This window comes from Bacillus sp. 3255 (assembly GCF_031456485.1).
Lineage (GTDB): Bacteria > Bacillota > Bacilli > Paenibacillales > NBRC-103111 > Paenibacillus_E.
The window spans coordinates 345,125-370,225 of the sequence record NZ_JAVDUS010000006.1; the positions used below are offsets into that span (position 1 = coordinate 345,125).

The 25,101-nt window shown below is 53.3% G+C and carries 13 protein-coding genes; all 13 read left to right on the top strand.

Features of this window, described 5'->3' with window-relative positions; all coding sequences use genetic code 11:
- The first annotated feature begins 4 nt into the window (after window positions 1-4).
- Window positions 5-2,026, top strand: a complete 2,022-nt coding sequence (locus J2X61_RS12075; protein WP_310188007.1) for an alpha-L-arabinofuranosidase C-terminal domain-containing protein — start codon at window positions 5-7, stop codon at window positions 2,024-2,026.
- Between the two features lie 139 nt (window positions 2,027-2,165).
- Window positions 2,166-4,526, top strand: coding sequence for a family 43 glycosylhydrolase (locus J2X61_RS12080; RefSeq protein WP_310188009.1), 2,361 nt, complete (start codon window positions 2,166-2,168; stop codon window positions 4,524-4,526).
- 1,162 nt (window positions 4,527-5,688) lie between these two features.
- Window positions 5,689-7,110, top strand: coding sequence for an MFS transporter (locus J2X61_RS12090; RefSeq protein ID WP_310188011.1), 1,422 nt, complete (start codon window positions 5,689-5,691; stop codon window positions 7,108-7,110).
- Window positions 7,111-7,798: 688 nt separating this feature from the next.
- The gene (locus tag J2X61_RS12095; protein ID WP_310188014.1) at window positions 7,799-9,412 is read left to right on the top strand and encodes an extracellular solute-binding protein; all 1,614 of its coding nucleotides are present in this window, start codon (window positions 7,799-7,801) and stop codon (window positions 9,410-9,412) included.
- Window positions 9,413-9,595: 183 nt separating this feature from the next.
- Window positions 9,596-10,513 (top strand): ABC transporter permease, encoded by a 918-nt coding sequence (locus tag J2X61_RS12100; RefSeq protein ID WP_396135441.1) that lies wholly within the window; start codon window positions 9,596-9,598, stop codon window positions 10,511-10,513.
- A complete protein-coding gene (locus tag J2X61_RS12105; RefSeq protein WP_274469847.1) occupies window positions 10,507-11,370 on the top strand; it encodes a carbohydrate ABC transporter permease in 864 nt (287 codons plus the stop codon). Before J2X61_RS12100 ends, J2X61_RS12105 begins: the two co-directional genes overlap by 7 nt.
- Window positions 11,371-11,419: 49 nt before the next feature.
- Complete coding sequence (locus tag J2X61_RS12110) at window positions 11,420-13,672, top strand: AraC family transcriptional regulator (RefSeq protein ID WP_274469846.1); 2,253 nt, start codon at window positions 11,420-11,422, stop codon at window positions 13,670-13,672.
- A 27-nt stretch (window positions 13,673-13,699) separates the two neighbouring features.
- Entirely contained in the window at window positions 13,700-14,710 is a 1,011-nt protein-coding gene (locus J2X61_RS12115; protein ID WP_274469845.1) for a zinc-dependent alcohol dehydrogenase, read from the top strand.
- A gap of 115 nt (window positions 14,711-14,825) precedes the next feature.
- Entirely contained in the window at window positions 14,826-18,068 is a 3,243-nt protein-coding gene (locus J2X61_RS12120) for an NHL repeat-containing protein (RefSeq protein WP_310188018.1), read from the top strand.
- A 19-nt stretch (window positions 18,069-18,087) separates the two neighbouring features.
- Window positions 18,088-18,861, top strand: coding sequence for an endonuclease/exonuclease/phosphatase family protein (locus J2X61_RS12125; RefSeq protein WP_310188020.1), 774 nt, complete (start codon window positions 18,088-18,090; stop codon window positions 18,859-18,861).
- 1,046 nt (window positions 18,862-19,907) lie between these two features.
- Complete coding sequence (locus tag J2X61_RS12130) at window positions 19,908-23,171, top strand: glycosyl hydrolase (protein WP_310188022.1); 3,264 nt, start codon at window positions 19,908-19,910, stop codon at window positions 23,169-23,171.
- Between the two features lie 12 nt (window positions 23,172-23,183).
- Window positions 23,184-24,149 carry an ABC transporter permease gene (locus J2X61_RS12135; RefSeq protein ID WP_379240350.1) on the top strand — a complete coding sequence of 322 codons (966 nt, stop codon included), beginning with the start codon at window positions 23,184-23,186 and terminating at the stop codon, window positions 24,147-24,149.
- Window positions 24,150-24,161: 12 nt separating this feature from the next.
- Window positions 24,162-25,028 (top strand): carbohydrate ABC transporter permease, encoded by an 867-nt coding sequence (locus tag J2X61_RS12140; RefSeq protein WP_274469840.1) that lies wholly within the window; start codon window positions 24,162-24,164, stop codon window positions 25,026-25,028.
- Window positions 25,029-25,101: the final 73 nt, after the last annotated feature.

Below are 25,101 nucleotides of genomic sequence, written 5' to 3' on the forward strand. Positions count from 1 at the left end.
GACTATGGTGCAATCAAAAGCTAGAATCCAGGTCATGCCGAATCGCGTCGGCACAAGTAAAATTAATCCGTTCTTGTTCGGACACTTCGTCGAAGACATCCGCGATCATATGGATGCCATGTTGGCTTATCCGCTCAAAGATATGGACTTTGAAAGTATGGACGTCACGTACAGAGGGATTTCCGGTGACTGGCGTCCCTATACGAACGGCAAAAGCACCGTTTATGGGCTTGAGGCTGCGGCCGCCCGCCATTCCGGGCATAGTCAGATGATTCGCATCTATAGCGATGATGAGGCTTATGCGGGCATAAGCCAAGCGATCGCAGTGAAGCAGGATTCGCAAGGCTATGATTTGGCGCTATATGCGCGAGCTTCTGTGGAGATCAAGCAGGTCACGGCGGAGATTGTAGACCGGGCAAGCGGCGAAGTGCTGGGCCGGACGAATATCGAGCTGATCAGCCACGACTGGCGGCACTATGAAGCGGTGCTCACCGTTTCACGCGATTGCGAGCAAGCAGAGTTCCGCTTGTATGTGTCTGCGGAGCATGAGCGCTGGCTGGATCACGTATCCACGGGGATGCTTTGGCTGGATCACATTTCCTTGCTCCCTTCCGTACGCACAGGCAATGTCCGCCAGGAAGTCATGGCGATGACGAAGGAATTGAATGCCGGCATGATGAGACTTGCGGGCAATTATATCAGCGCTTACCATTGGCAGCAGGCTATCGGGCCGATGTATGAACGCCCGTGCGTGATGAATGAAGCGTGGGGCGGCTGGACGAACAAATATTTCGGAACGGATGAGTTTATCCGGTTTTGCCGTGAGCTGAACGTAGAGCCGCTCATCTGTGTCAACGACGGGTCGGGAACGCCCGAGGAAGCGGCCGCATGGGTGGAATACTGCAATGGCGATGCCCATACGCCGATGGGCAAGCTGCGTGCCGCCAATGGCTATCCTGAACCATATGGCGTGAAATATTGGGAGATCGGCAATGAAGTGTGGGGCGGCTGGCAGGTCGGTCACTGCACGGCGGAGCAGTTCGCAGAACGTTATCTGCAATTCGCACAGGCGATGAAAGCAACTGATCCGGGAATCGTGCTGTTGGCTTGCGGCGATGTGAGGATGGATTGGAACGAGCCGTTATTGGAGCGGGCTGCCGAGTATATCGATTATTTGACTTTGCATCTGTATCATGGCGCCAACCGGTTCGGGATGAATGCCCGTACGCCGCAAGAAGAGCGGTTTCAAGCTATCGTCACTTATCCGGAGTGGACGCGGGAAACCGTCAGACAATTAAGGGAAAAGTTCGGGTCCTCGGACCGTTACGCCCATCTGAAATTGGCTGTCACCGAATATAATACGATGTATTATGCGAATACAATCCGCAAAGGGCTTCCGAATGAGCATACGCTGGAGGCGGCGGCTGCGAATGCGGCGAATCTCAACGAATTCATCCGCAATAGCGATTTGATCGAGATCGGCAGTTTCTCCGACCTTGTGAACGGTTGGCTTGGCGGCTGCATTCGGGTGGGAGATTTCTATGCGGACCAGTTCCGAGGGAAATCTGCCGGCAGAAGCGAGAACCGTTTGACCGTGTACGGCACACCTTCTTATTATGTCATGAAGATGTATGCAAACAGCGACTTGGGGTACGTTGTGGAGAGTCAGACCGATTGCGCCGTTTTTTCGGTTCAACGTGCAGAGGGGACGGTACCCGCGCCGCAGTTGAATGATCTGCCGAACCTGGATGTCGTCGCTTGTGTGAATACAGCCGGCGATAAATTGACGGTTCTGATCGTGAACCGAAGTCTCGAGGATACGATAACCGATGTGGAGTTGGGCGGGTTCGCTGAATCGGGTACAGCCCGTTTGCTGGAACTGACCGGCGATCATTATGAGAGCATCAACAATGCGCTGAACCCGGAGAATGTGGTGTGCGTCACCCGCGAATTGCCGGTTATGCATTCACAAGTGACTTGTCAGCTTAGGGCTTCTTCCGTTTATGCGCTGGAAATTACCCTCTAGAAGAAGAGATAGATGGATAAATGCTAAAGTTGGGGATAGAAGGTTAGATAAATGCCAAAGTCTGAATAGAAGGACAGATAAATGCTAAAGTCTGAATAAAAGGCAGATAATTGCTAAAGTCTGAATAAAGGACAGATAAATGCCAAAGTCTAGAAAATCGTGGTTGCTTATTATTGCTGCGAGTGCAATTGTGCTGGTGGCGCTGGTATTGGTTACGCCGATGCTGCCGTCGGATGGAAAGAAGGGAGCGAACAGGATGGAGGTTGCTTTGGGACAAACGTACCAGAATCCGTTCGTGCTGGATCAGGAGTGGGAGGATTATGGCATCGGAGATCCTTATGTGCTTCGGTACGATGGCCTATATTATTTGTATTGCAGTACGAAGGACCGCAGAGTCGGCATTAAAGCATGGAGTTCGGACGATCTGGTGAACTGGCGCTATGAAGGGTTGGTTACGGAGGAGCCCATTAGCGTAGGCGCCTATGCGCCGGAGGTGGTTTATTGGAACGGTTCGTTCTATATGTATACGTCGCCCGCAGGCAAAGGACATTACGTTCTCCAGAGCGACAAGCCAACCGGACCGTTCGTTAAGAAGACGGACAATCTCGGGTTCACGATCGACGGCTCGGTGTTTATCGACGACGATGAGAAGTGGTATTTCACACACGCCAAATTCGGAGGCATCATGGCGAGCCCAATGTCCGATCCGTATACGATCGGAGCGGATACGCAGTTGAACGCCTCGCTCGGTCATTGGACGGAAGGCTCGATGATCATTAAGCGCAATGGGCGGTACTTCATGACGTACACCGGGAATCACGTATTCAGCAAAGGGTACCGTGTCAATTATGGCGTGAGCAAAGAATCTCCGATGGGGACCTACCATATTCCCGAGAACAATCCGATCCTGATTTCCACGGCGGCTGATTTCAACGGATTGGGACACAGTGCGACTGTAATGGGACCCGATCTCGATTCCTATTATATCGTCTACCATAACCTGATCGGACGCTCTGCGGAAGGACCTCCCGTCCGCAAGCTGAATCTGGACCGGCTCGTATTCAACGGGGATAAAATGTCCGTTCTCGGGCCGACGCACGGGACAGCGCAAGAAGCGCCGGCGATGCCGGTGTTCCGGGACGTGCCGGGTGCAGTGCCAGCCGTGGAGAAGTGGGAGTCGGCTGAGCTTGAAGGCCGTGAGACACTTTTGGCGCGAAGCCGTACAGAAGAGAAATATACCGTAGAGTATAACTTCCGGTTGGGCGATGCCGGGGGAAGTTCCTCGCTGGATGCTATATTCGCCTATGCGGATGAGCGCAATTATCGTTTAGTCCGTGTGAACGGGGCGGAGCTGGCGCTGGTCGACCGTGTGAACGGCGTCGACACGGTTGTTGCTGCGAAGCCGCTGCCTGCGGGGACGGATATGGCGAAGCTGCATACGATTCGCGTCGAGTCGGGGAGCGCGGGCACGCTGCTTTACTGGGACGGGCTGTCCAGAATCGAGCAGGCGGGTATGGCGGCTAAGGCCGGCCGGATCGGCTATGCATGGCCGCAGGGAGCGAAGCCGGAGCTGCGCTATACGGCATTCGCGAATGATGCGAACGGCAGCAGCGATATGAAAGTGATCAAGCCGCTGCCCGGCGCGATGGAAGCTGTGCATGGGCTGCGAGACGGCAACCCGGACGTACGATCCGGTATAACGCCCGACGGCAGCGATGCCGTGGTCCTGTCGGGCAAGGGCGACGGGATTTCCTTTCCCGTGAACGTTCGCCAGGACGGGAGCTATCTGCTTGCGGTGAAGGCAGCCCGATCGTCAGCAGGCTCCACGCTCTCCGTCGCAATCAATGGCAAGAGCGAGGAGGTCAAGTTGGATGCCTCCTTATTCGCAGCCGATGCGGAGTGGACGACGGTCCCGCTGGGCGAGTTCGCGCTAACGAAAGGGCCGCAGTGGCTGTCACTGAGCCGGGCGAAGGGAGAGATCACGCTCAGGTACGCGGAAGCGAGTTTGACGGCGCCTGTGCCCGAGACGACGGTCGTCAAGCCGGCGGCGGTTGGCATCTTCAACCGTTTCGGCGGCGATTGGGGCTGGACGGACTACGACGTCAGCTTCGATCTGACGCTCAAGGCCGATGCGGCTGAAAGCGCGGAGGAAGCGGGCATCCTGCTGAGGACGACGAACGAGTCCGAGTTCAAGGATCAGGTGAAGGATGCTTTCATGGGGTACGGGCTCGCGTTCTATAACGGCAGGGTCGTGCTGCGGCGAATCAGCTACGAGAATGCCGTTCAGGCAGCCTCCGGCACGCTGGCATTCCTCCCTGGCCAGACCCGCCGGATCACCGTGAAGCTGCACGGGCCGACCATTGCTGTTTTCGCAGAGGGCAGCCAAGCTCCGGTTGTGAAATGGACGGACCCGAATGCGTTCCTGCTGGGCCGTGTCGGGCTCCGGGGGGCATCGCCGGCGTGGACGATTTCGCCGCTGACGGTTGCAGCGGCAAAGTAACTGTCTGCACCTGTTACTAATGAAGTGACTACAGTAACTGCATGTACCTGTTGCGCCTACGTACTGACCGTACCTACTGCAACTGACTTACCTCTGTACCTGCTGCGACTGCTGGATGCACCTGCCGGAACTGTAGTAACTACTGGTAACTGGTGCACTGTTGCAACTGCCGCAAAACTGCTGCACTTGCTGTAAATGCTGTAAATGCTGTAAATGCTGTAAATGCTGTAAATGCTGTAACTGACTGCACCTGCTGCATGCGACTGCCCGAACTGTTGCACCTGCAGCAACTAAGTAAAACTAGCTGCAAGTGGATGCTAACTATACCTTACTACACCTACCAGCTACTTTTGGCTACCAACCGCGAGTGCTTGCCCGGTGATAACTGGAATTCCTCCCGTTATTTCGCCTTAAATGAATGGCTTGAGGGGAAATTACTGGAATTTCTCCAGTTATTTTCATTGAAAATGCGAGAAGTTCTGGCATGAAGGAGAAAATAACGGGAGTTTTTCCAGCTATGAGTCTGTTTAAACCATTAAAGGTGAAGAATAACGGGAGAAATTCCCCTTATTCCAAATCGGGCTGCTCTCCTACCAAACGCAAAAGTCCAATGGCTAATACGAAATTAGCTCATTGGACTTTGTGCGTTTTATTTGGAGACTATTCTACTCTAGACTCGTGCTCATGTTGGGGTTCCGCCTCCGACTCGTACAGGTCGGGATAAAGCTTCATTTTCTCACCGGAAGCTTCGTAGGCGGATAGTATAGATGTTAATAGTCCGGGGAAACGTATGTCTAAATCCTCGGATCTAAGGGAAATAAGACGTTGGGTGCCGTGGATGCGTACGTTGATGACACCGGCTTCTCTTAACGTGCGAGCATGGTGTGACATCGTGGATTTCACAACGGGAACTGCGAAGTCGCCGCATGCCCGTTCACATCCTTTGTAAAGCTCCGAAACAATTAATAAGCGAACCGGGTCACTCAGTGCATATAGAACGGTGGATAATTGAATGTCTGCGCGATCTGGATGAAATAAGTGCTTCACTCGAGCATCCCCCTTACTTTTTTACAGTATATGATTGAATTATAGCACAACCCGTGTTATTATTCTATTGTTCGATTATTATCGAAATAACGAATAAGGGAGCGAGGTAATATCCATGCGAAAAAAGCATGATCCGAAGCATAAAAATACAATTCAAACCAGCAAGGCCCATATTGGCCATATTAACCGCGAGGGCAGTGATAGCGGTATGAGAGAAGGCGTCGTCACCTTGCTGCTCGGAATTACGATCGTCCTTGTCATCATGAACACGATGATGTTCAATTTGGCTCTTTCGGACGTGGCTAAGGAGTTCAGTCTTACGGCATCGGCTACCTCTTGGATCGTAACCGGATATTCCATTGTATTTGCGATCTCATCGATTACGTACAGCCGGCTTGCCGATTTTATTCCCATCAGGAGACTTTTCATTATTGGGATATTATCGCTCAGCCTAGGTGCTATCGCGGGACTGTTCAGCAACAGTTTTGCTATGCTGCTGATCGTGCGTATTGTGCAAGCATCCGGAGCAGGCTCGATTCCAGCATTAGCACTAGTTTTATTATCTCGGTACATTCCTATTCAACGTCGTGGGAAAGCTATGGCTATGATCATGTCTTCGGTCGCTTTCGGACTTGGTTTCGGTCCCGTCGTTGGTGGAATTGTCGTCGAGTATCTCGGTTGGAAGCTTTTATTTGTCGTTACAGCTGTCACTTTAGTGCTCGTGCCTTTCTATATGTTAATGATTCCGAAAGAGGAGCCGCGGAAAGGGTCCTTTGATGCTATTGGCGCTTTTTTCATTGGAGTTGGAACAACAGGGCTGCTCTTATTTTTAACGAACCATTCGGTCATCGCACTTCTGGCGGGACTGGTTTCCATTGTTCTATTTATTATACGCATTCGCTCGGCCAAAGATCCCTTCGTACTTCCGGCGTTGTTTAGCAATCGTTCATTTTTAATTTTAGGTGCCGTTGGAATTGCGGCGTATTTATGCAGTTTTGCAACTTTATTCCTGATGCCTCAAATATTGGTCAAACAATACGGGCTGAGCGCCATCCAAGCTGGTTTGGTCATTTTCCCAGGCTCAGCATTGGCAATGATCGTCTCACGCAAGGTAGGACGGATTATCGATGCTCGCGGGAACAGCTCGCTCATTCGTTACACGCCGCTGTTTTTGCTCGCTTCCGTTATTTTGTTCGCGCTGCTTGAGGGCGTTTCTTTCTTGGCGATCCTGTTCATTTATATGCTGATGAGTGTTAGCTACACCATTTTGACGAGCAGTATTTCCAACGAAATCTCCAGATTGCTGCTCCCTTCACAGATCGCTTCTGGACTTGGACTGTATCAGTTGCTGCAATTTTTTAGCGGTGCTTTCGGGGTTGCCGCAACGGCAAGCGCGCTTGTATGGCAGAAAGATTTTCCTTTGGCGCACGCCTACAGTAACATTTATTGGGGGCTTACGTTGGTTGTGATCCTCTCCATTATATGTGCAATCGGCTATCTTCGGGCCGGCATGCCTAAGCCGCAAACAGTTTCCTAATTCCAAGGAAATTTCCCGGGGAATAAATTTTTGCTTGCTAAACGCGGAAATTAGCCTCATTTCAATTCTAGCGGAGACCAGAGTGCTTATTTGCTTTTATTGGGGGGAATTGTCGCCTGAATATGAATACGCAAATAGCAGCACTGGCATCCGTTAAAATGTAAAGAGATTAAAAAAAGTGCCAAATAATGTATTATCTGTCCCTTAGCGGGGTAGGTGAGATGATTTCAGCGATGTCCTCGCAAGGTGCATGGTTGTGTGGCACTACTAAACTTTGCGGGTGTGACTTTGCGGTGCGAAGTGCTAGGGTTACTTAATCCATGGACGGTAAATTACATCCCTCAGTGCTAGCCCATTAGCAGCGAGCGGTGCTTTGTTAATAGCGCTTGTGCCATGAACGGTGCAATGTTCACAGTATTACACGCACGCACTTTCACACCGGATAAACCCGCGGCGCAGGTTGCCACTGAGGTGTATCCGCCCCCGATGCTGACCTGTGCTTTTATGATTATCTACTGCTTTAGCATTATCTACATGCTGAGAAGCCTTGATTTGACAAGGTTTCTCGGCATTTTTTGCGTTCAGCAGTGAAATAAACAAGCGAATGGAAATCATTTTATTTACGAGAGGTGGAAGCGCTTTTATGATGAAATAGGAACCAACGCAAGCTCAAAAGGGAGGAACAACAATGTCAAAGAAGCTGATCAGCGCTGTAGCGGGAATTGCGATGATGACTTCCGTACTGGCTGCCTGCAGCGGGAACGCGGGCGTCAATCAGACGGCCACTCCAACGCAAGCATCGACCGCACCGGCAGGTAAGCCGGCAGAGACAGCCAAGCAGTATGGCGACACAGGAGGGTTGAAGCTGCCGCTCGTCGATCAACCGACCACGGTGACTTGGATGCTGCCAAGCAATTCCACCAATATTAAAGAAGATAAACTGGTCGTTCAGGAAATTTTGAAACGCACAGGCATTAAAGTCGAGTTTCAGACATATTCCCCTCAGACCTATCAAGACAAGCTTAAAGTTATCGTAGCTTCCGGTAAGCTGCCGGACATTTTCGACGGGCTAAAGCCTGCGGAATTAAAGAAAATCGGGAAGCAAAAAGGGGTCGTTGCGATTAACGATTATGCGGATATGCTGCCGAACTTCAAAAAGCTGTATTTGGAAGAAAACAGCTGGGTTGTGAAATCCTACGGCGACGAGAACGGCAAGCTGTACACGTGGCCCATTTACAATTTGAACCGGGATGTCAATCATGGCTTCATGTACCGGAAAGATATTTTCGATAAGCTCGGCATCAAGGAGTGGACCAATACGGAGGAGTTCTACCAGGCGCTCAAAAAATTGAAAGAAGCGTACCCGAACTCGTATCCCTACGCGTCCAAAGGGCTGGTCAACGTATTCAAAGACTGGTCATACGGTTGGGGGATAGGCAGCGACAGCTATCCGGCCTACTACGATGAGAAGGATAAAACTTGGAAGTTTGCCGCAATTCAGCCCGTGCATAAAGAAATGCTTGATTTCATGAAGAAGCTGTACAATGAAGGGCTGATCGATCCTGAGTTTTTGACGGATACGCAGGATTCCTGGACAACGAAGATGACGACGGACAAATCGTTTGTGACGTGGGATTGGATCGGCCGTCTGGACTTGTTCTACAACCAGATTAAAGCCAAAAATCCGGATTATAATTTGCGGTATGCGTATCCGATCGGTCCGACGGGCAACGTCAGAACGCTGCCGAAGGTATCCGATTTCAGCGTGACGGTAGCGAATAACAAAAACAAAGAAGCCGCCTTGAAGCTGCTTGACTATTTGACCAGTCCGTCCGGCAGCGAGCTGATGACGATTGGGGTGGAAGGCGTTAACTTCGAATGGGGCAAAGACGGCGTTCCTGTATACCCTGAGCTGAAGGATCTGCCTCTGGTGGATATCAGCGTGCTGGAAGACCGGTATGCCATGTGGCTGGAGAGCGCCTATCTGCGGCCGGACCGCCGAAGCGTGTACTACAAATTCTCCGAGAAGGAACAAGAGGCGCAGGACAAAATTCTTAAAGGAAATAAGCGGGAAGCGGCTGATCCGATTCTGAACTTCACGGATGCGGAGATCTCCACGCTGGCCGAGCTGCAAACGACGCTGCAGAAAGCGGCCGAAGAGTTTAACGCCAAGTATGTGCTGGATAAAAAATACGGCGACGAGCAATGGGAAGAGTGGAAGAAAAACATTGCCAAAAAAGGCGTGGACGCCTATATGAAAGTGTACAACGACGCGCAAAAGCGTTATGACGCTGCGAAATAAGGAAGAAACCGGGAGTGGCGCCTTCATGGGGGTACGGTGATGACCGCCTGACCTACTGCTGCGGGCGGTTGCATGACGGCACCGCCGGCATGCGGAAGGCGCCACTCGTCCGGATCGGAGGGAGACCCGCCAATGCAACAACCAATCATTGGGGCGGAAGCCCCGGCACGCTCCAAGAAGCCAATGAAGGCCAGACTTGCCGCTGCTCTGCGGCACATGAAGCGGGACAGGCAGCTTCTGATTCTTTTCGCCCCTTGTTTGCTGTTCTACATCTTGTTCCGCTACGGTCCGCTCTATGGCTTAATCATTGCCTTCAAGGACTACAGTGTGTTTACCGGAATCTGGGGCAGCGAATGGGTGGGATTCAAGTATTTCATTCAATTTTTCACGAATCAAGATTTTTGGATGTTGTTCAGAAACACTTTCCTACTAGGAATTTACACCCTTGTTTTCGGATTTCCGTTTCCGATCCTGCTTGCAATTTTGCTGAACGAAGTACGTGTGCAATGGTTCAAGAAGTCGGTTCAAACGCTGAGTTATCTGCCCGCGTTCCTGTCCGTCGTCATCATATCCTCGATGATTATTGACTTTCTGTCTCCGGGCAGCGGGTTGTTCAATCAGTTTCTGGCGGCGCTCGGCTTCCCTAAGAAATATTTCCTGATCGATCCGGGCTGGTTCCGCTCCATCTATGTCATCTCGGATATATGGGAGAAGATCGGGTATGAGGCAATCATTTACTTGGCGGCAATAGCAGGCATTAACCCGACGCTGTATGAAGCGGCGAAGGTTGATGGCGCAAGCCGATTCGGCATGATGCGGCATATTACGCTTCCCGGTCTGCTGCCAACCCTGCTGGTGATGTTTATTTTGAAAACCGGCTCCATGATCCGCATCGGCTATGAAAAAGTTTTGCTGTTGTACAATCCGATGACGTATGAGGTCGGCGACGTCTTTTCCACTTATGTGTACAGGAAGGGGCTGCTGGAATCGAATTACAGCTATGCATCGGCGGTCGGCATGTTCGAAGCGCTCGTCGCGATGATGATGCTGCTCGGAGCCAACTATATAAGTAAACGGATCGGAGGAAACGGGTTATGGTAGGAAGCCGCAAAATTACCTTGTTCACCATCCTGAACGCGCTGCTCTTATCCTGTGTAGCCGTAGCAACGCTCTATCCGGTGCTGTATATTTTGGCGGTTTCTTTGAGCGATACGTCAGCGGTCATTCAAGGCAAAGTATTTTTATTTCCGAAGGGCTTGAACTTCGACGCCTATAAGGAAGTGCTCAAAAACGATAAAATTCCGAGAGCTTATCTCAATTCCGTTTATTATACGGCGCTCGGTACGTTCATCAATTTGCTTTTTACGGCGGTAGCTGCTTACCCGCTCTCCCAACGCACGTTTTTCGGGCGGAAATGGTTTATGCTGATGATCGTCATCACGATGTTTTTCAATGCGGGCATCATCCCGACTTATATGGTCGTGCAGCAGCTCGGACTTCTCGATACGGTGTGGGCGCTGGTGCTGCCGAACGCGATATGGACGATGGAGCTCATCATTTTGAAAAGCTTCTATGAGAACATGTCCACGCAAATTCGCGAAGCAGCGCTTATCGATGGCGCATCCGATTACCGCATTTTGTTCTCCATCGTCATTCCGCTCTCCAAGCCGGCGCTGGCTTCAATCGGACTGTTTTATTTCATGGGACATTGGAACAGCTTCTTCCTGCCGATGATTTATTTGAGCGATAAGGATATGTACCCGCTGCAGGTCGTGCTGAGGGATATGCTCATCTACAACGCGGAGAATGATGCAGGGCTTGTCGACCGGGCCGCACTGGCGCCGCAGGCGATGAAGAATGCAACGATCGTGCTTTCGATGATTCCAGTGCTGCTGATGTATCCGTTCGCGCAGAAATATTTCGCCAAAGGGGTGATGCTCGGTTCGGAAAAGGGTTAAAGCGACGACTGTTGAATTATAGTTGGATGACATCGTATGAGGTGATAAGGTGACGCCGATCAATCGTTTAATGGCGAGCAGGGGGCTCCTGCAAATTTTCTGCGCATTGCTGTTAGTCATCGTAATTATGGTCGTATCCAACTACATCGTCTACAAAAATTCGATTTCCGGCATTTATGATAAAGTGACCCAGAATAACCGGCTTGTCATTAAAAATATTATTCAGTCGTTCGACAGCTCCTTCGCTGCGGTGAACAATCTGATTTTTGCCGTACACGGGCTGCCTTACGACCTTGAGTCGCCAGACAAGAGCATCGATATGGCCAAAGCTTATACGCTTCAAGAGCATATCGCAAGGCTGGCATCCTCCATCGATTATATTGAAGATGTGATCGTTTTTTACGATAATCTGGATTTGACCGTTACGGCCAAGGGAACGAGCGACTTCAACGTCTTGTTCGACAAAAAGTATAAGCACGATACGTATAGTGCCAAATATTGGCGAATGTTTGCCAGCTCCAAGCATGAGCAGACGGTGTTTCCGATTACGGATTTCGCGGTCATGGCGGACGGATTAACCCGCAGAACCCAGCAGCTGATGGCTGTGTCGGACGGCAATAAGGTGCGGTTATCCAATAAAAACGTGATGGTGCTGCTGAATGCCGAGCGGCTGCTCAAGCAGATGGACCTCAAGTCGATGATTCCGGGTGCTTCCTTAGTCGTGCTTGATGCCAACCGGAATGTTGTGCTGAGCACCGACAAGTCGCAGGACCCGAGCGATATTCTGGATGAGGTTTATTTCAGTCCGGACAAAGAGGCGACGCTGACCCGCAAGAATTTCGAGTATAACTTCTACAAGTCGGAGTACAACGATTTTATTTATATCAACAAAGTTCCGTACCAATTTCAAAATATCGGTTCCGTAGAAGCCGCCAATCACATGATTATGATTTCTGCCATCATCAGTGCGGTGCTGCTGTCCGCTTTGCTTAGTGTGTATTTGTACCGGCCGGTTAAAGATATTTTGAAGCTGTTTGGCGGCGGACATGTGAAGGGCAACGATTTCCGGAAAATATACAGCGGCATCGTCAAGGTGCAGGCGGAGAACGAATCGCTGAGAGCAGCGATGGATTTCGCGGATAAGGAGCTGCGCAGAGGTGTTTTCCTGCAAATGCTGGACGGCTATTCGTATTCCAGGGAGCTGGAAATGCAGCTGCAGAAGCATTACGCATTCTTTTTCCCGGAAAGGCAGTTTGTGATGGCTGCGCTGCAGATGAAGCCGCCGGCAGCAGGCGATTCGCAGCCGGGAAGGCCGATAGAAGAAATCGCGTCCATGATGGATGAGGGGCTGCGTACCGCGGGACCTGCCGCCGTCTTTTACACGGGACATCTGGAATTCGTGGCGCTCGTTGCGATTCGCCAGCCTTCCATGCGCAAAGTCGTCATCGAATGCCTGGAGAACTTCGTGAAGCGGGCGGTCAAGGAAGAGCTGCAAGGGCACGAGCTCTGGGCCTGTGTGAGCAAGCTCTACGATGCCAAGACAGCCCATTGCCATGAGGCTTACCAAGACATTAAGAATGCCCGGCTATACCGGAATATCAATGCAGAGCGGTCGGTCGTTGATTTGGAGACAATCCGGTACGTGTCCCAAATTCATTTTCCATTCGAGAGAATCGAGAAGCTGTCGAATACGCTGCTTAGCGGCAAAAGTGATGAAGCGATGAGCATTTTGCTGGAAATCGTTCAAGAGAATACGGAACGCGGCATCCATCTGCACCAGTTTGCACACATTGCCAAAAGCATCTTTTACTATCTGATGAAGCATACGGATTCGTCGGCTGCCTCGAGCAAGGAGAGTTTTCAACTGGAGACGGCCTTTTGCCGGAAGGTTGACAATGCGTACAGCTGCGGGGAAGTTACGGAAGCGCTGCAAACGGTCGTGCAGTGGATCGGAAGCAGACGGCTGCAGGAGGGCAAAAGCAAGCTGAATCCGGAATTTATCACCCAATACATCGAGCTTCATTATATGGATAATCTCTATCTAGACCATATGGCTGAAGTGTTGAATACGAGCCCGAAATATTTTTCCAACTATTTCAAGAAAACGTTCGGCGTCGGCTATGTGGATTATTTGAATAAGATAAGGCTGTCCCATGCCAGGGAGTATCTCAAGCAGACAGAGCTAAGCGTGGCGGAGATCGGGGAGAAGACAGGATATCTGAATGCTTCCACGTTCACCACCACATTTAAGAAATATTATGGCATTTCGCCGAGCGAGTTTCGCAAGAAGCCAGGAGGTTAATTGCCGGAGGAAATGAGGAGAGCAAGGATGAAAGCTGTTGCCGCTTTAAAAGGGAAGATTACGATTACCGAGCTGGAAGCCGGCCCGGTGCCGCCAGGGCATGTGCGGGTGCGCACGGAATATTCGGCCATTAGTCCGGGCACGGAAATGACGTTCATTCGCCGGGCGTCCGAACAGCTGGCCGTGCTGGGCTATAGCGCCGTGGGCATCGTTGAAGAAGCGGGCGCGGATGTCCGTCATTTGCAGGTCGGCCAGCGTGTTGCCTGCTACGGAGCGCCGTATGTCCGCCATGCGGAGCGGCTGACGGTGCCGACGAACTTGACGGCAGCGGTCCCCCCGCACGTGCAGCCGGAAGATGCCGCCTTCGCGGGGCTGGGAGCGATCGCTATTCATGCGCTGCGCACGGCCGATCTGCGATTCGGCGAATCCGCCATTATCGTGGGGCTCGGCATTCTGGGGCAGCTGATCGCCAGGATCGCCTCGGCAGCGGCCTACCGCGTGGCGGGCTTCGATACGAATCCGCACCGGGCCGAGCTGCTCCGGCAGCGGGGCGTCGAATGTGCGGTTGACAATCAGGCGCAGCTGGAGGAGCGGCTGGCAGAGCTCACGGGAGGCCATGGCGCCGACAGTGTCATTTTATGCGCCGGAGGGCCGGGGGAGGAGCTGATCGACAGCTCGCTTCGCTGGATACGCGACAGAGGGAAGATTGTGATCGTCGGGGACTTGTCGACGTCGTTCTCACGAGGGCTGATGTTCGGCAAAGAGGCGCAGGTGCTGATCTCCAGAGCCGGCGGACCAGGCCGGTACGATGCCGGATATGAGCTGGAAAACAAGGATTATCCGATCGGCTTCGTGCGTTGGACGGAAGGCAGGAACATCGCCGAATATATCCGGCTGCTTGCCGAGAACCAAATTTCCCTGGAAGGACTGATTTCAGACACGTATCCGATGGAGCGGGCGCAGGAGGCCTATGAAGGGTATGCGCAGTCGTCTAACCGCATGGGGACGCTGCTGAGTTACGGCAAAACATCGAGTTAAACGCCAGGGACACGGGAATGTGGAACACGGACTTGTGTAAGTTTGAAAGCGTTTTCAAAAATGAAGAGTTCATTTCAAGACGTAAATCTAACTGAAACTTGAAGGAGGCCATGTCATGATAATCGCAAAGTTTCGTGTTTTTATCCTTATGATGTGCTGGCTTGTCGCAATGGCAGGGTGGGGAACGGGGACGTTATCTGCGGCGGAAGGCAGCCGCTTGTCGCAGAAAACGTACGGGAGCCCGGAGGAGCTGCTCATCCCGAACAATTATACGGTAGCAGTGTTTAACGGTACGGTCGGCAAGGAGGAGGGCCGGTATGTGCTTTATGCTACGAGCAAAGGAAAGCCCGGCCACCTCAACGTTATCGATCTGGAGGACTATAAACTGCTGAGAAGCATTCCGCTTGCTCCGTCGGAGAGCTCCTGGGCACACACAGTCGCACCGGACGGCACGCTGTTTCTTGCCGCAGATGGCGGCGGAGCCAGGCTGTGGAGCTATTCGCCCGTCACACATACGCCCGTTCAAGTTGCCCAGTTCGACGGACAATCCGTGCCGAACAGCATTACGACGGATGAGCAAGGCCGCGTGTACGTGGGAACTTATCCCGGGGGCAAGGTGTATCAGTATGACCCTGTTACGAAGCTGACGAAAGATTACGGCAGAGTGATCGGCGCAACCGATCAGGAGTACGTGCGCTCGATCGCTTACCAGGGCGGTAACGTGTATGCCGGAACCGCGCATAAGCAAATCGTCCGGGTCAACCTGGCGACCGGAGAGAAAACGGACATCGCCGCTGCCCTTCCGGTGAAGAACGATACCGTTTACGATCTGGATACGATCGACGACCGTTATTTGTTTGCACGATACACAGACGGCAGCGGTATTCCCGGAGAGGCGTATATTTACGATACGCAGAGCGGCTCTTGGCTGGATGTGGAGCTGGAGAATGTGACCGGGCTGCACGCGACGGACTCGGTGGATGGCAAGATTTATTATATGTCCGATAAAAAGCTCAAAACATTCGATCTGGCTACCCGCGAAGTGGCGTTGACGGGGATGGAATATGCATCCGGCTTGCGCGGCGCGGATTGGGCGGAATTCCCGAACAACCCTGAGCTGCCGGGCAAAACGCTCGTCACCGTGCGGTACGACGGCGGCGTGACGTTCATGAATATCGCAACGAAGCAAGTGATTCTGAAGCCTCCGGTCATCCCCGGTCTCCCGGGCGTAGTGAATCGGGTGGCGGCGGTTTCTCCGACACAGCTGATCACAACCGGCTCGCAAGCGCGTTCGTCGCTCGTCGATTTGACGACTAACACGGCGAAGCCCTTCAGCATCGGCCAGGCGGACAGCGTCTATGCAGTGGGCAATAAAGTATACATGGGCGTGTATCCGGAAGGCGGGCTGTACGAGTACGATTTGAGCGCCGAACCGGGCGAAACGAATCCGAAACGCCTGGCAGTACTGGGCAACGATCAGGAACGGCTTGTGAATATAACGGGGGCGGAAGGCAAATTGTTCGTTTCCACGATTTCGGGTTACGGAACGCTGGGCGGATCGCTCACGGTTTATGACCCGGCAACCGGAGAAACCGACGTTCACCGCCATGTTGTGGAAAATCAAAGCGTGCTCAGCACGGCCTACCTGAATGGCAAAATTTTCGGCTCGACGACCATTCGCGGCGGCTTAGGCTCTGAGCCTACGGCGGAGGAGGCTAAGATTTTCGTTTGGGATGTCGCCTCCGATCGCAAAATCGCCGAGTTTCCGCTCCGCGTTCCCGGCTTAACGAAGCCGATCTTCATCGGCGACCTCGCTGCAGGACCGGACGGCCTTATTTGGGGCGCATCCTATGAATATATTTTTGCGATTGATCCAGTGACGTACAACGTCGTGAAAAGCAAAAAAATATATCCAAGCCTCAATTTCAGCCAATGGGCCCATCATCCGCTCCGCTGGTCCGACGACGGCTTGCTCTATGTTCTCTTCAATAATAAGCTGACCGTTATCGATCCGGAAACGCTTGAATTCCGTACGCTTGCGGACACGTCCAGATTCGATTTGGGCATGGACGGCAACTTGTACTTCACGGATCAGGCAACGAATACCATTTTGTACCGGATGCAGGTAGACGGCGACATTGTGGAGCCGCCGCCGGGACTTCCCGTCTCCGTTCGCAACGCAGGGTTTGAGGAGCCGCTGAACGGGAGCACCATCCCCGGATGGTCCTCGCTTTTCGCAACGGGTGCCGATTACCGCTACGAAATTAGCGATAGCAAGCATTTCTCCGGGACGAAAAGCTTGAAAATCACGGATAACTTAAGAACCGCGTCCGTCGCACTGCAGAGCGCCAAGTTTCCGGTGAAAGCAGGCGACGAATACAAAGCGAGCGTGAACATCTATATTGAATCCGGCCAACCGGGCTTTATGTTCCGCTTCTTTGACCAAAACAACGCAACGATCTCGACGCTCGAGATTCATCTCGACGAATCCAGGTTAGCGCAGTGGCAGAAGGTTGCGCTTCAAGGCAAAGCGCCGGCGAATGCCGTCAGCGCCAGCCTGATCGCCGTGACGAGCCGATACAACATGGCGTCCGCTTTCTATGATGACTTCGCTGTGAGCGTGAAGGATACCGCCGTTCCTGTTTCTACCATCAGCATGAATCCGCAGCCGAATGAATATGGATGGATCAACCGGGATGCGGGGATAACGATCCAATCGACCGGCGCCTATAACATCACCTATTCCGCCGCCGGCTCGCAGGTCATCGACAAGACGACGGTCCAGGGCAATACGGCACAGTTAGCGATTACGGCGGAAGGCGTCACCACGGTGACCTATGGTGCAGCCAACTTCTCAGGCTTGGCGGAACCAAGTCGGTCCTTCGACGTGCGGATCGATAAGACGGCACCTCTCGTTCAATTCACCGGGCAGCCTGCCTATACCGTTCAGCAAGCGGTCTATATCGGCTGCGCAGCTTCCGATACCGTATCCGGTTTAACGAATAACCCATGCTCCGAGCAACTCATGGGAGTGCCGGCTTATACGCTGGAGCCCGGCAATCATGAAATCGCAGCTACGGCTACCGACCGGGCAGGGAACACGACGACAGCGGTTTATACATTCCGAATTGATGTCACGTATGATGGCATGTGTGAACTGATACGTCAATTCCTGGGCTCGGATGCAGAAGGCCTCTGCAAGCAATTGATGCTGGCGCAGGAAGCGGACCAGCGCGGGAAGAAGAATATAAAGGAAGCTATGATCCACGCTTTCAACGTCGAGATGAGCGCGCTAAGCGGCAAGAAATTGACGGCCGAACAAGCGCAAACTCTGACAAGGTTGGCTGCGTATTTATAATCGGCGAGGAGGAAGGAATTTGGAGTTAACCGTTATGACGTTTAACCTCCGTGTTCATGTTGAGCAGGATGGCGAGAACGCCTGGCCGCACCGCATAGAGGCGGCGGCCGAGGCCGTGCGTGCGTCCCGGGCGGCTATCATTTGTACGCAAGAAGGCAAGCATGCTATGCTGAGGGATTTGCAGGAGCGGCTCCCCGAGTACGCATGGCTGGGCGAAGGTCGCAGCGGCGGGGAAGATGGCGAGTATTGCGCCGTCTTCTACCTCCGCGAAGACTTCGAGCTCATGGAGAGCGGGACGTTCGGTTTATCCGAACGTCCTGAAGTGCTCGGATACATGAGCTGGCAAACCGCCTGCCCGCGCATATGCACATGGGCGCGGCTGCGGCATAAAGACGGTCGCTCGTGGCTCGTCTTCAATACGCATTTGGATCATATCAGCGAGGAAGCCAGAAGAGAAGGGGCCAAGCTGATCGTTCAGCGGATGGAGGATATCGTCAGTGACGGATCGGCGGAACTTCCCGCAGTGCTGTGCGGCGACTTTAACTGCGGACCGGGGAGTGAAGCCGTTCGCATTCTGCACCAGGCGGGCATGCGCAGTGTGTACGCCGTCATGGATGAACCTCCCGGCCTGACGTTCCATAATTTTAGAGGCGGTGAGGCGGGGGAGCCGATTGATTATATTTTCATCTCCGCGCAAGCGGGCATCGTCTCGGCGCATGTCGACCGAAGCTTATATGGTGGCGGCCGATATCCGTCCGACCATTACCCTGTATGTGCGCGAGTTGAGCTGTAACAAGAATGAAGAACCGGAAGCGATTCCGGTTCTTTTTTTTGTCGGAGACTGTTTCTCCTGCGCTAACGGACACAGCAGCCGTTATTTGGCGATTTGTGGCTCTCCCCAGGCTCTAACGGACACCAGAGCCTCTATTCCCCTGGAATAGGGCAGAATTAGTCAGAAAATGGACAAATAGCGTCTCCCCTGTCCGTTAGAACTAGACATCAGGCCAAAGTTCACAAATAACGGTCGTGGTGTCCGTTAGCTCTTCCGACCCTCGCCCCTCTACCTCTGCGGATGGCCCTGCTCAGGCCACTATCCCGTCGGCTCATGAGCCGAACCCGCTCGCCCCCGCACGGATGGCCCTGCTCAGGCCACTATCCCATCGGCTCATGAGCCGAACCAGCTCGCCCCCGCACGGATGGCCCTGCTCAGGCCACTATCCCGTCGGCTCATGAGCCGAACCCGCTCGCCCCCGCACGGATGCCCTGCTCAGGCCACAATCCCGTCGGCTCATGAGCCGAATCCGCTCGCCCCCCGCATGAATGCCCTGCTTAGGCCACTATCCCGTCGGCTCATGAGCCGAATCCGCTCACCCCTCGCATGAATGCTCTGCTCATGCAACTATCCCATCCGCTCATGAGCCGTATGCGTCTGTGTTTGTTGTATGTGTGTCCAGCAGCCCCTCGCATGCAAGTCCTGTTCAGGCCACTATCCCGTTGACTCATGAGGAGTGTGCGTTCTGACTTTTGTGTTTGTGTGTTCGCCTGCCCCCCGCATGAATGCCCCGCTCATACCACTATCCCATCGGCTCATGAGCCGTATGTGTATGTTAGCTCATGAGCCATGTGTATGTGTTTTTGTCTGTTCCGCCCGCATACCCGGCAAAGCCCGATATCCCTAGCCTGTGCAACAATTTGCAATGATTTGCAACGAAATCTAAGCCCGCAAAAAAGTGTAATCGGGCCATTTGGCCAGCTGCAAGAAATGATTCTTGCCGGGAAGCGGGCACGCGCATAAAGTTGGGATACAAAGTTGCGAGTATGGGGAGGTTTTACAATAACATGGAACGGTTTATGGATCCGGGTGCGGAGTATAGAGTTCAGCCGTTTTGGTTTTGGAACGGCGATATGAACGATGATGAGATTGAGAGACAGATCGAAGAGATGCACGTGCAAGGCGTAGGCGGCTTCTTCATTTGTCCCCGTCAAGGGCTGCAGATTCCGTACTTGTCGGAAGCCTGGTTCGATAAGGTGCGTTTTGCGATCGAAGCTGCGAAGAAGCGGGGCATGCACGTGTACCTCTACGACGAGTATCCGTATCCGAGCGGCATAGCGGGCGGCGAAGTGACGCTGCTTCATCCGGACGCCAAGCACCAGACGCTGGTGACGAAGACGCTCCGAGTCAGGGGCGGAGCCAAGGTGCGGCAGGAGTACCCTTGGGCGAAGGTGATCTATGCCAAAGCGGTGCCGGTCACGGAAGGCGGCGTTCGGCTGTGGGATCAGCTCGTCGATCTGAAGGACGCGATCGGCAACCTGCAAGCGGACCCCGTGTTTCAGAAGACGGGGCTGACGACTTATAACCAGAAGCGCTTTTTCACATACCGGACTGTATTCCAGCTTGATTGGCAAGCGCCGGACAGTGCGTATGAGTGGGATATTCTCGTGTACCAGGAGAAGGAGATTGAAGATTTCAAATACTACGGGACTTTCGTGGACCCGTGTCATAAGGAAGCGATGCAGACTTTCATCCATTTGACGCATGACCGTTACGCCCGATACATCGGAGATGAATTCGGCAAGACGGTCAAAGGGATGTTCACGGACGAAATCGGACTGCTCGGCTTGATGCCTTGGACGCCGAGGCTGGAGGCTTACTTCCAAGAGCGCAACGGCTATTCGATTACGGCAAACATCGCGGCGCTGTCCCACGCGGATTACCGGGATGCTGCACGGATCCGCTATGACTACTATCAAGCGCTGCATGAGCTGCTAACGCAGTCCTATCATAAGCAAGTTTACGATTGGTGCGATGAGCGCGGGCTGCAGTATTTGGCGGAGGTGCCGTCGATTCGCATGACGACCCAGCGGTTCAGTCATGTACCGGGCGGGGATAGCGCGCACGAGAAGCTTGGACGCTCGCTGGAGTGGATCTTGCGGCGGTATGCGTGCAGCTTCCGCGACAATCCCAAAATGACGAGCTCGATCGCCCGCCAGCTTCGCCGCCAACGGAACGTGGACGAATGCTTCCACAGCGTCGGCTGGTCGATGAATATGCAGGATGCCAAATGGATGATCGATCGCATGGCGGCTCTGGGGACGAATTTCTTCACGTTCCATGCGTTTTTCTATACGGTGGACGGTTTGACGCAGCATGATGCGCCGCCATCCCAATTTTATCAGAACCCGTATTGGCCGCACTTCCGCAAGCTCGGGGACTATGCCGGCCGCATCAGCTATATAATGGCGCAGGGCACCGCGGATATTCGCATCGCCATGCTGGATCCGACGACAACGTTCTGGACGCACATGGGGAACCCGCTGCACCATTTTGACTACGGCGGCGATGACGCGGTCGAGAAAGCGAAGCTGGAGCAGCTGAAGGACGATTGGCGTTCCCTGAGCGTCAATCTGCTGCAGACGCGCCGCGATTACGATCATCTCGATCCCGAACTGCTGGCTGAAGCGGAGATTCGGGACGGCAAGCTCGTGATCGGCGATGCGCAATATGCGGTTCTGCTGCTGCCGCCGATGGCGAACCTGGAGCAGAAGGCTTGGGAAGCGGCACAGCGTTTTCTTGCCGCCGGAGGCACCGTGATCTCCTTCGGTTTGCTGCCGAGCCAGCGCATCGAAGCCGGCAATACCGTGCCGGAAGAAGCGATGAAGGCGTTCGGGCTGCCGCAAGCGCCGGATAACGGCTACTGGCATGGACAAGGGCTGCCCAGCCAGGATGTGTGCAAGGGTGAGCAGGAAGCCTATTTCATCCCGCGCCAAGGCGCAGCTTCGCCGCAGGAAGCGCTCGGTAAGCTGGATGCGCTGCTGGATCGCGTACTGGCCAGAGCCGTTACGCTCGAATGCAGCCGGCCCAACCGCTCTTTCCTGCTGCAGGGCAGATATATATCCGAGTCGGAGTATATCGTCTTCGCGAGCAACCAGGAAGGCGAAGCGTGGGAAACCCGGATCACAGCGGATCTATCGGAGATCTGGCCTGATGCCGGACCTGCGACTTACGCAGCTGCCGAGCTGCTTGAATTGGAAACAGGCGGCAGCAGCCCTGTACCGGTAGTAACAAGCGATGAACGCAGTACGCTTACGATGAGCTTTGCACCATATGGCTCGCGTATGATTCGTCTGCGCAGGCAGGAAGCAGCGGCAATTCCGGCGGCAGAGCCGATTGATGCGATGGAGCGCCTTGCGGTGAGTGCGGAAGGCCCGTGGGAGCAGCAAGCGCTGACGCCGAATGCGGTACGCTTCGAGAACTTCCAGCTGTCGATCGGAAGTCAGGAAGGCGCGGGCGAGTGGGTGCAGGCGAAAACCTTCATCGATCAATGCGCCGATTTGGCGGATAGCTTCAAGCTTCCCGTATCGTTCGCGCAAATCTTCGGCACGCCGAAGAAGATGAAGCTGGCGTACCCGATTCCATGCCGGTATACCGCCAGATTCTACGTGGAGCGCATACCGGAGCAGTGCGAGCTGCTGATGGATCAATCCGCCATTCTGGGCGATTGGAAGCTTGCAATTAACGATAACGTCTACACCGAGACGGATTTCAAGCAGCGAATCGTTTATGATCATGCGAACCGCTTATGCGATCTGAAGGAGAGCCTGGTTCAAGGCTGGAACGAGCTTACGGTTCATGTTGAGATAAATGAAGATTGGCAAGGCGTCGTCGATGCGCTCTACTTATACGGAACGTTCGGCGTACAGCTCGATGAAGAATCGAAGAGCCCGGTCGTCACGGAGGCGCCGGGCGCAGCAGCCAGCCTTTCTACGGACAGCTACTACCCGGGATATCCTTATCTGGCCGGAACACTTGCTTTCAGCCGCGAATGGGTGCTGGAAGCTCTGCCGGCAGGGGAGCGCTACGAGCTGGCCTTCGACGGCTGGAACGTTCACGATGTGGTGGAAGTGTTGGTGAACGGCAAGTCATTAGGCGTAAGGCCGTGGTCCCCTTACACGTGGGAAGGCGATACGCCCGGCTTGCAGCAAGGCGTCAACCGGATCGAAGTGCGGGTGACCGGCACACTGATCGGCCTGTTGGAAGGCAAATATTTCGATTACCGGGAACACCGCATAGATGACATACACAGCGAGAGGAGAATACCGTAAATGCACAACACAGTGAAGCCAACGATCTCCCATTCTCCGGGGATTTCGGCCCGAGAGGCCGGCAAGCGCAAGAAAAGCGGCCTGGCCAAAGAAATTTTCAAAAACCGGTATTTATATTTATTGGCTTTGCCGGGGCTGCTCTTTTTCCTGATTTTCAAATACGTTCCGATGTTCGGCATCGTGATTGCGTTTCAGAACTATTCCCCGTTCAAAGGGATGTGGCACAGTCCATGGGTGGGGTTCGCCCATTTCGAGCGCTTTTTCTCCAATCCGGATTTCTTGATCATTTTCCGCAATACGATGGGGATCAATTTATTGAACTTGATTCTGTATTTCCCGCTTCCGATTCTTATCGCGGTGTTCTTGAATGAGCTGCGCAAAGAAATCTACAAGAAATTCGTGCAAACGATCATTTATATGCCGCACTTTCTGTCGTGGGTCATTATCGCGGGCTTAACCTTCCTCCTGTTCTCCAAAGGGGACGGGCTCGTCAACAAAGTGATCGAGTCGTTCGGCGGGGAGAAAATCGACGTCTTGACGAATCCGAATGCGTTCTGGCTCATGATCGTCGTGCAGTCGATTTGGAAAGAAGCCGGCTGGGGAACGATTCTCTTCCTGGCTGCGATCGCCAGTATCGATCCCGGCCTATACGAAGCTGCACGCATGGACGGCGCAGGCAGACTGCGTCAGATCTGGCACATTACGCTGCCGGCGATCCGAAGCGTAATCGTCGTCTTGCTCATTTTGCGCCTCGGTCAAATGATGGATGTCGGCTTCGAGCAGATCTTCCTGATGTACAACGGTGCGGTTTCCCAAGTTGCAGAAGTATTCGATACGTACGTCTACACGGTCGGGATTAAGCAAGGGCAGTTCAGCTACAGTACGGCTGCGGGCTTGTTCAAATCGGTCGTAGGCTTGATCCTGGTGGTTCTCTCCAACAAACTGGCTAAGAAAATGGGCGAAGATGGCGTCTACTAAGGAGGCTCTCATATGAAAAAAAGTACAAATGACCGCATCTTTGACGCAGTCAACATCACGATCATGGCCTTGGTTGCCCTGATTACATTTTTCCCGATCTACTACGTTTTCGTTGTATCGTTCACGGATCCGACGGAGTTCCTGCAGAAGAAGTTCATTATCTTCCCTGAGAACTGGTCGCTGGATTCCTATAAATACTTGCTCGGCACCAAAGCCTTCGTGCGTTCCCTCGGCAACAGCGCCTACCTGGCAATCGTCGGCACTGCGCTAAGCCTGATGGTTACGGCGGCACTCGCTTATGCGATTTCGCGGAAACGGCTGCCTGGAAGAAAAATGTTTTCGCTGCTCATTCTGCTGACGATTTTGTTCAGCCCGGGCATCATTCCGAACTATTTGCTCGTTCGCGACATGAATTTGATCAACAACACCTGGTCGCTCATTTTGCCCGCCTTGGCGAGCGGCTGGAACGTCATTCTGATGCGCAGCTTCTTCGCCGGCATCCCGGCGGAGCTGGAAGAATCGGCGGCGATTGACGGATGCAACGATATCACGACGTTCTTCCGCATCATTTTGCCGCTGTCGTTACCATCCTTGGCGGCGTTCGGCTTGTTCTACGCGGTTGGCTACTGGAACGCCTACTTCTCGGCACTGTTGTATTTGAACGAGGCGGATAAATGGCCGATTCAAGTGCTGCTCCAAAATATGCTGCAAAATGCGCAAAACAGCGACCTCGGGCAGGATGCTTTCGTTGCTGCACCTCCGGCGGAAACGCTCAAGATGGCGGCGGTTGTCGTCGCGACAATTCCAATCCTGTTTGTATATCCGTTCCTTCAAAAGCATTTTGCCAAAGGCTCGATGGTAGGGTCGGTCAAGGGCTAGGCTTGCAGAGAGAGCATGGTTTCGATGGAAATTTCCATCGAAATCATGTTTTTATTGCGTTATAATGGATGAA

What these genes read in the sequence shown, in the direction of transcription:
- J2X61_RS12075 (WP_310188007.1), top strand. Translation starts at nt 5, where the DNA reads ATGGTGCAATCAAAAGCTAGAATCCAGGTCATGCCGAATCGCGTCGGC.
- J2X61_RS12080 (WP_310188009.1), top strand. Translation starts at nt 2,166, where the DNA reads ATGCCAAAGTCTAGAAAATCGTGGTTGCTTATTATTGCTGCGAGTGCA.
- J2X61_RS12090 (WP_310188011.1), top strand. Translation starts at nt 5,689, where the DNA reads ATGCGAAAAAAGCATGATCCGAAGCATAAAAATACAATTCAAACCAGC.
- J2X61_RS12095 (WP_310188014.1), top strand. Translation starts at nt 7,799, where the DNA reads ATGTCAAAGAAGCTGATCAGCGCTGTAGCGGGAATTGCGATGATGACT.
- J2X61_RS12100 (WP_396135441.1), top strand. Translation starts at nt 9,596, where the DNA reads ATGAAGGCCAGACTTGCCGCTGCTCTGCGGCACATGAAGCGGGACAGG.
- J2X61_RS12105 (WP_274469847.1), top strand. Translation starts at nt 10,507, where the DNA reads ATGGTAGGAAGCCGCAAAATTACCTTGTTCACCATCCTGAACGCGCTG.
- J2X61_RS12115 (WP_274469845.1), top strand. Translation starts at nt 13,700, where the DNA reads ATGAAAGCTGTTGCCGCTTTAAAAGGGAAGATTACGATTACCGAGCTG.
- J2X61_RS12120 (WP_310188018.1), top strand. Translation starts at nt 14,826, where the DNA reads ATGATAATCGCAAAGTTTCGTGTTTTTATCCTTATGATGTGCTGGCTT.
- J2X61_RS12130 (WP_310188022.1), top strand. Translation starts at nt 19,908, where the DNA reads ATGGAACGGTTTATGGATCCGGGTGCGGAGTATAGAGTTCAGCCGTTT.
- J2X61_RS12140 (WP_274469840.1), top strand. Translation starts at nt 24,162, where the DNA reads ATGAAAAAAAGTACAAATGACCGCATCTTTGACGCAGTCAACATCACG.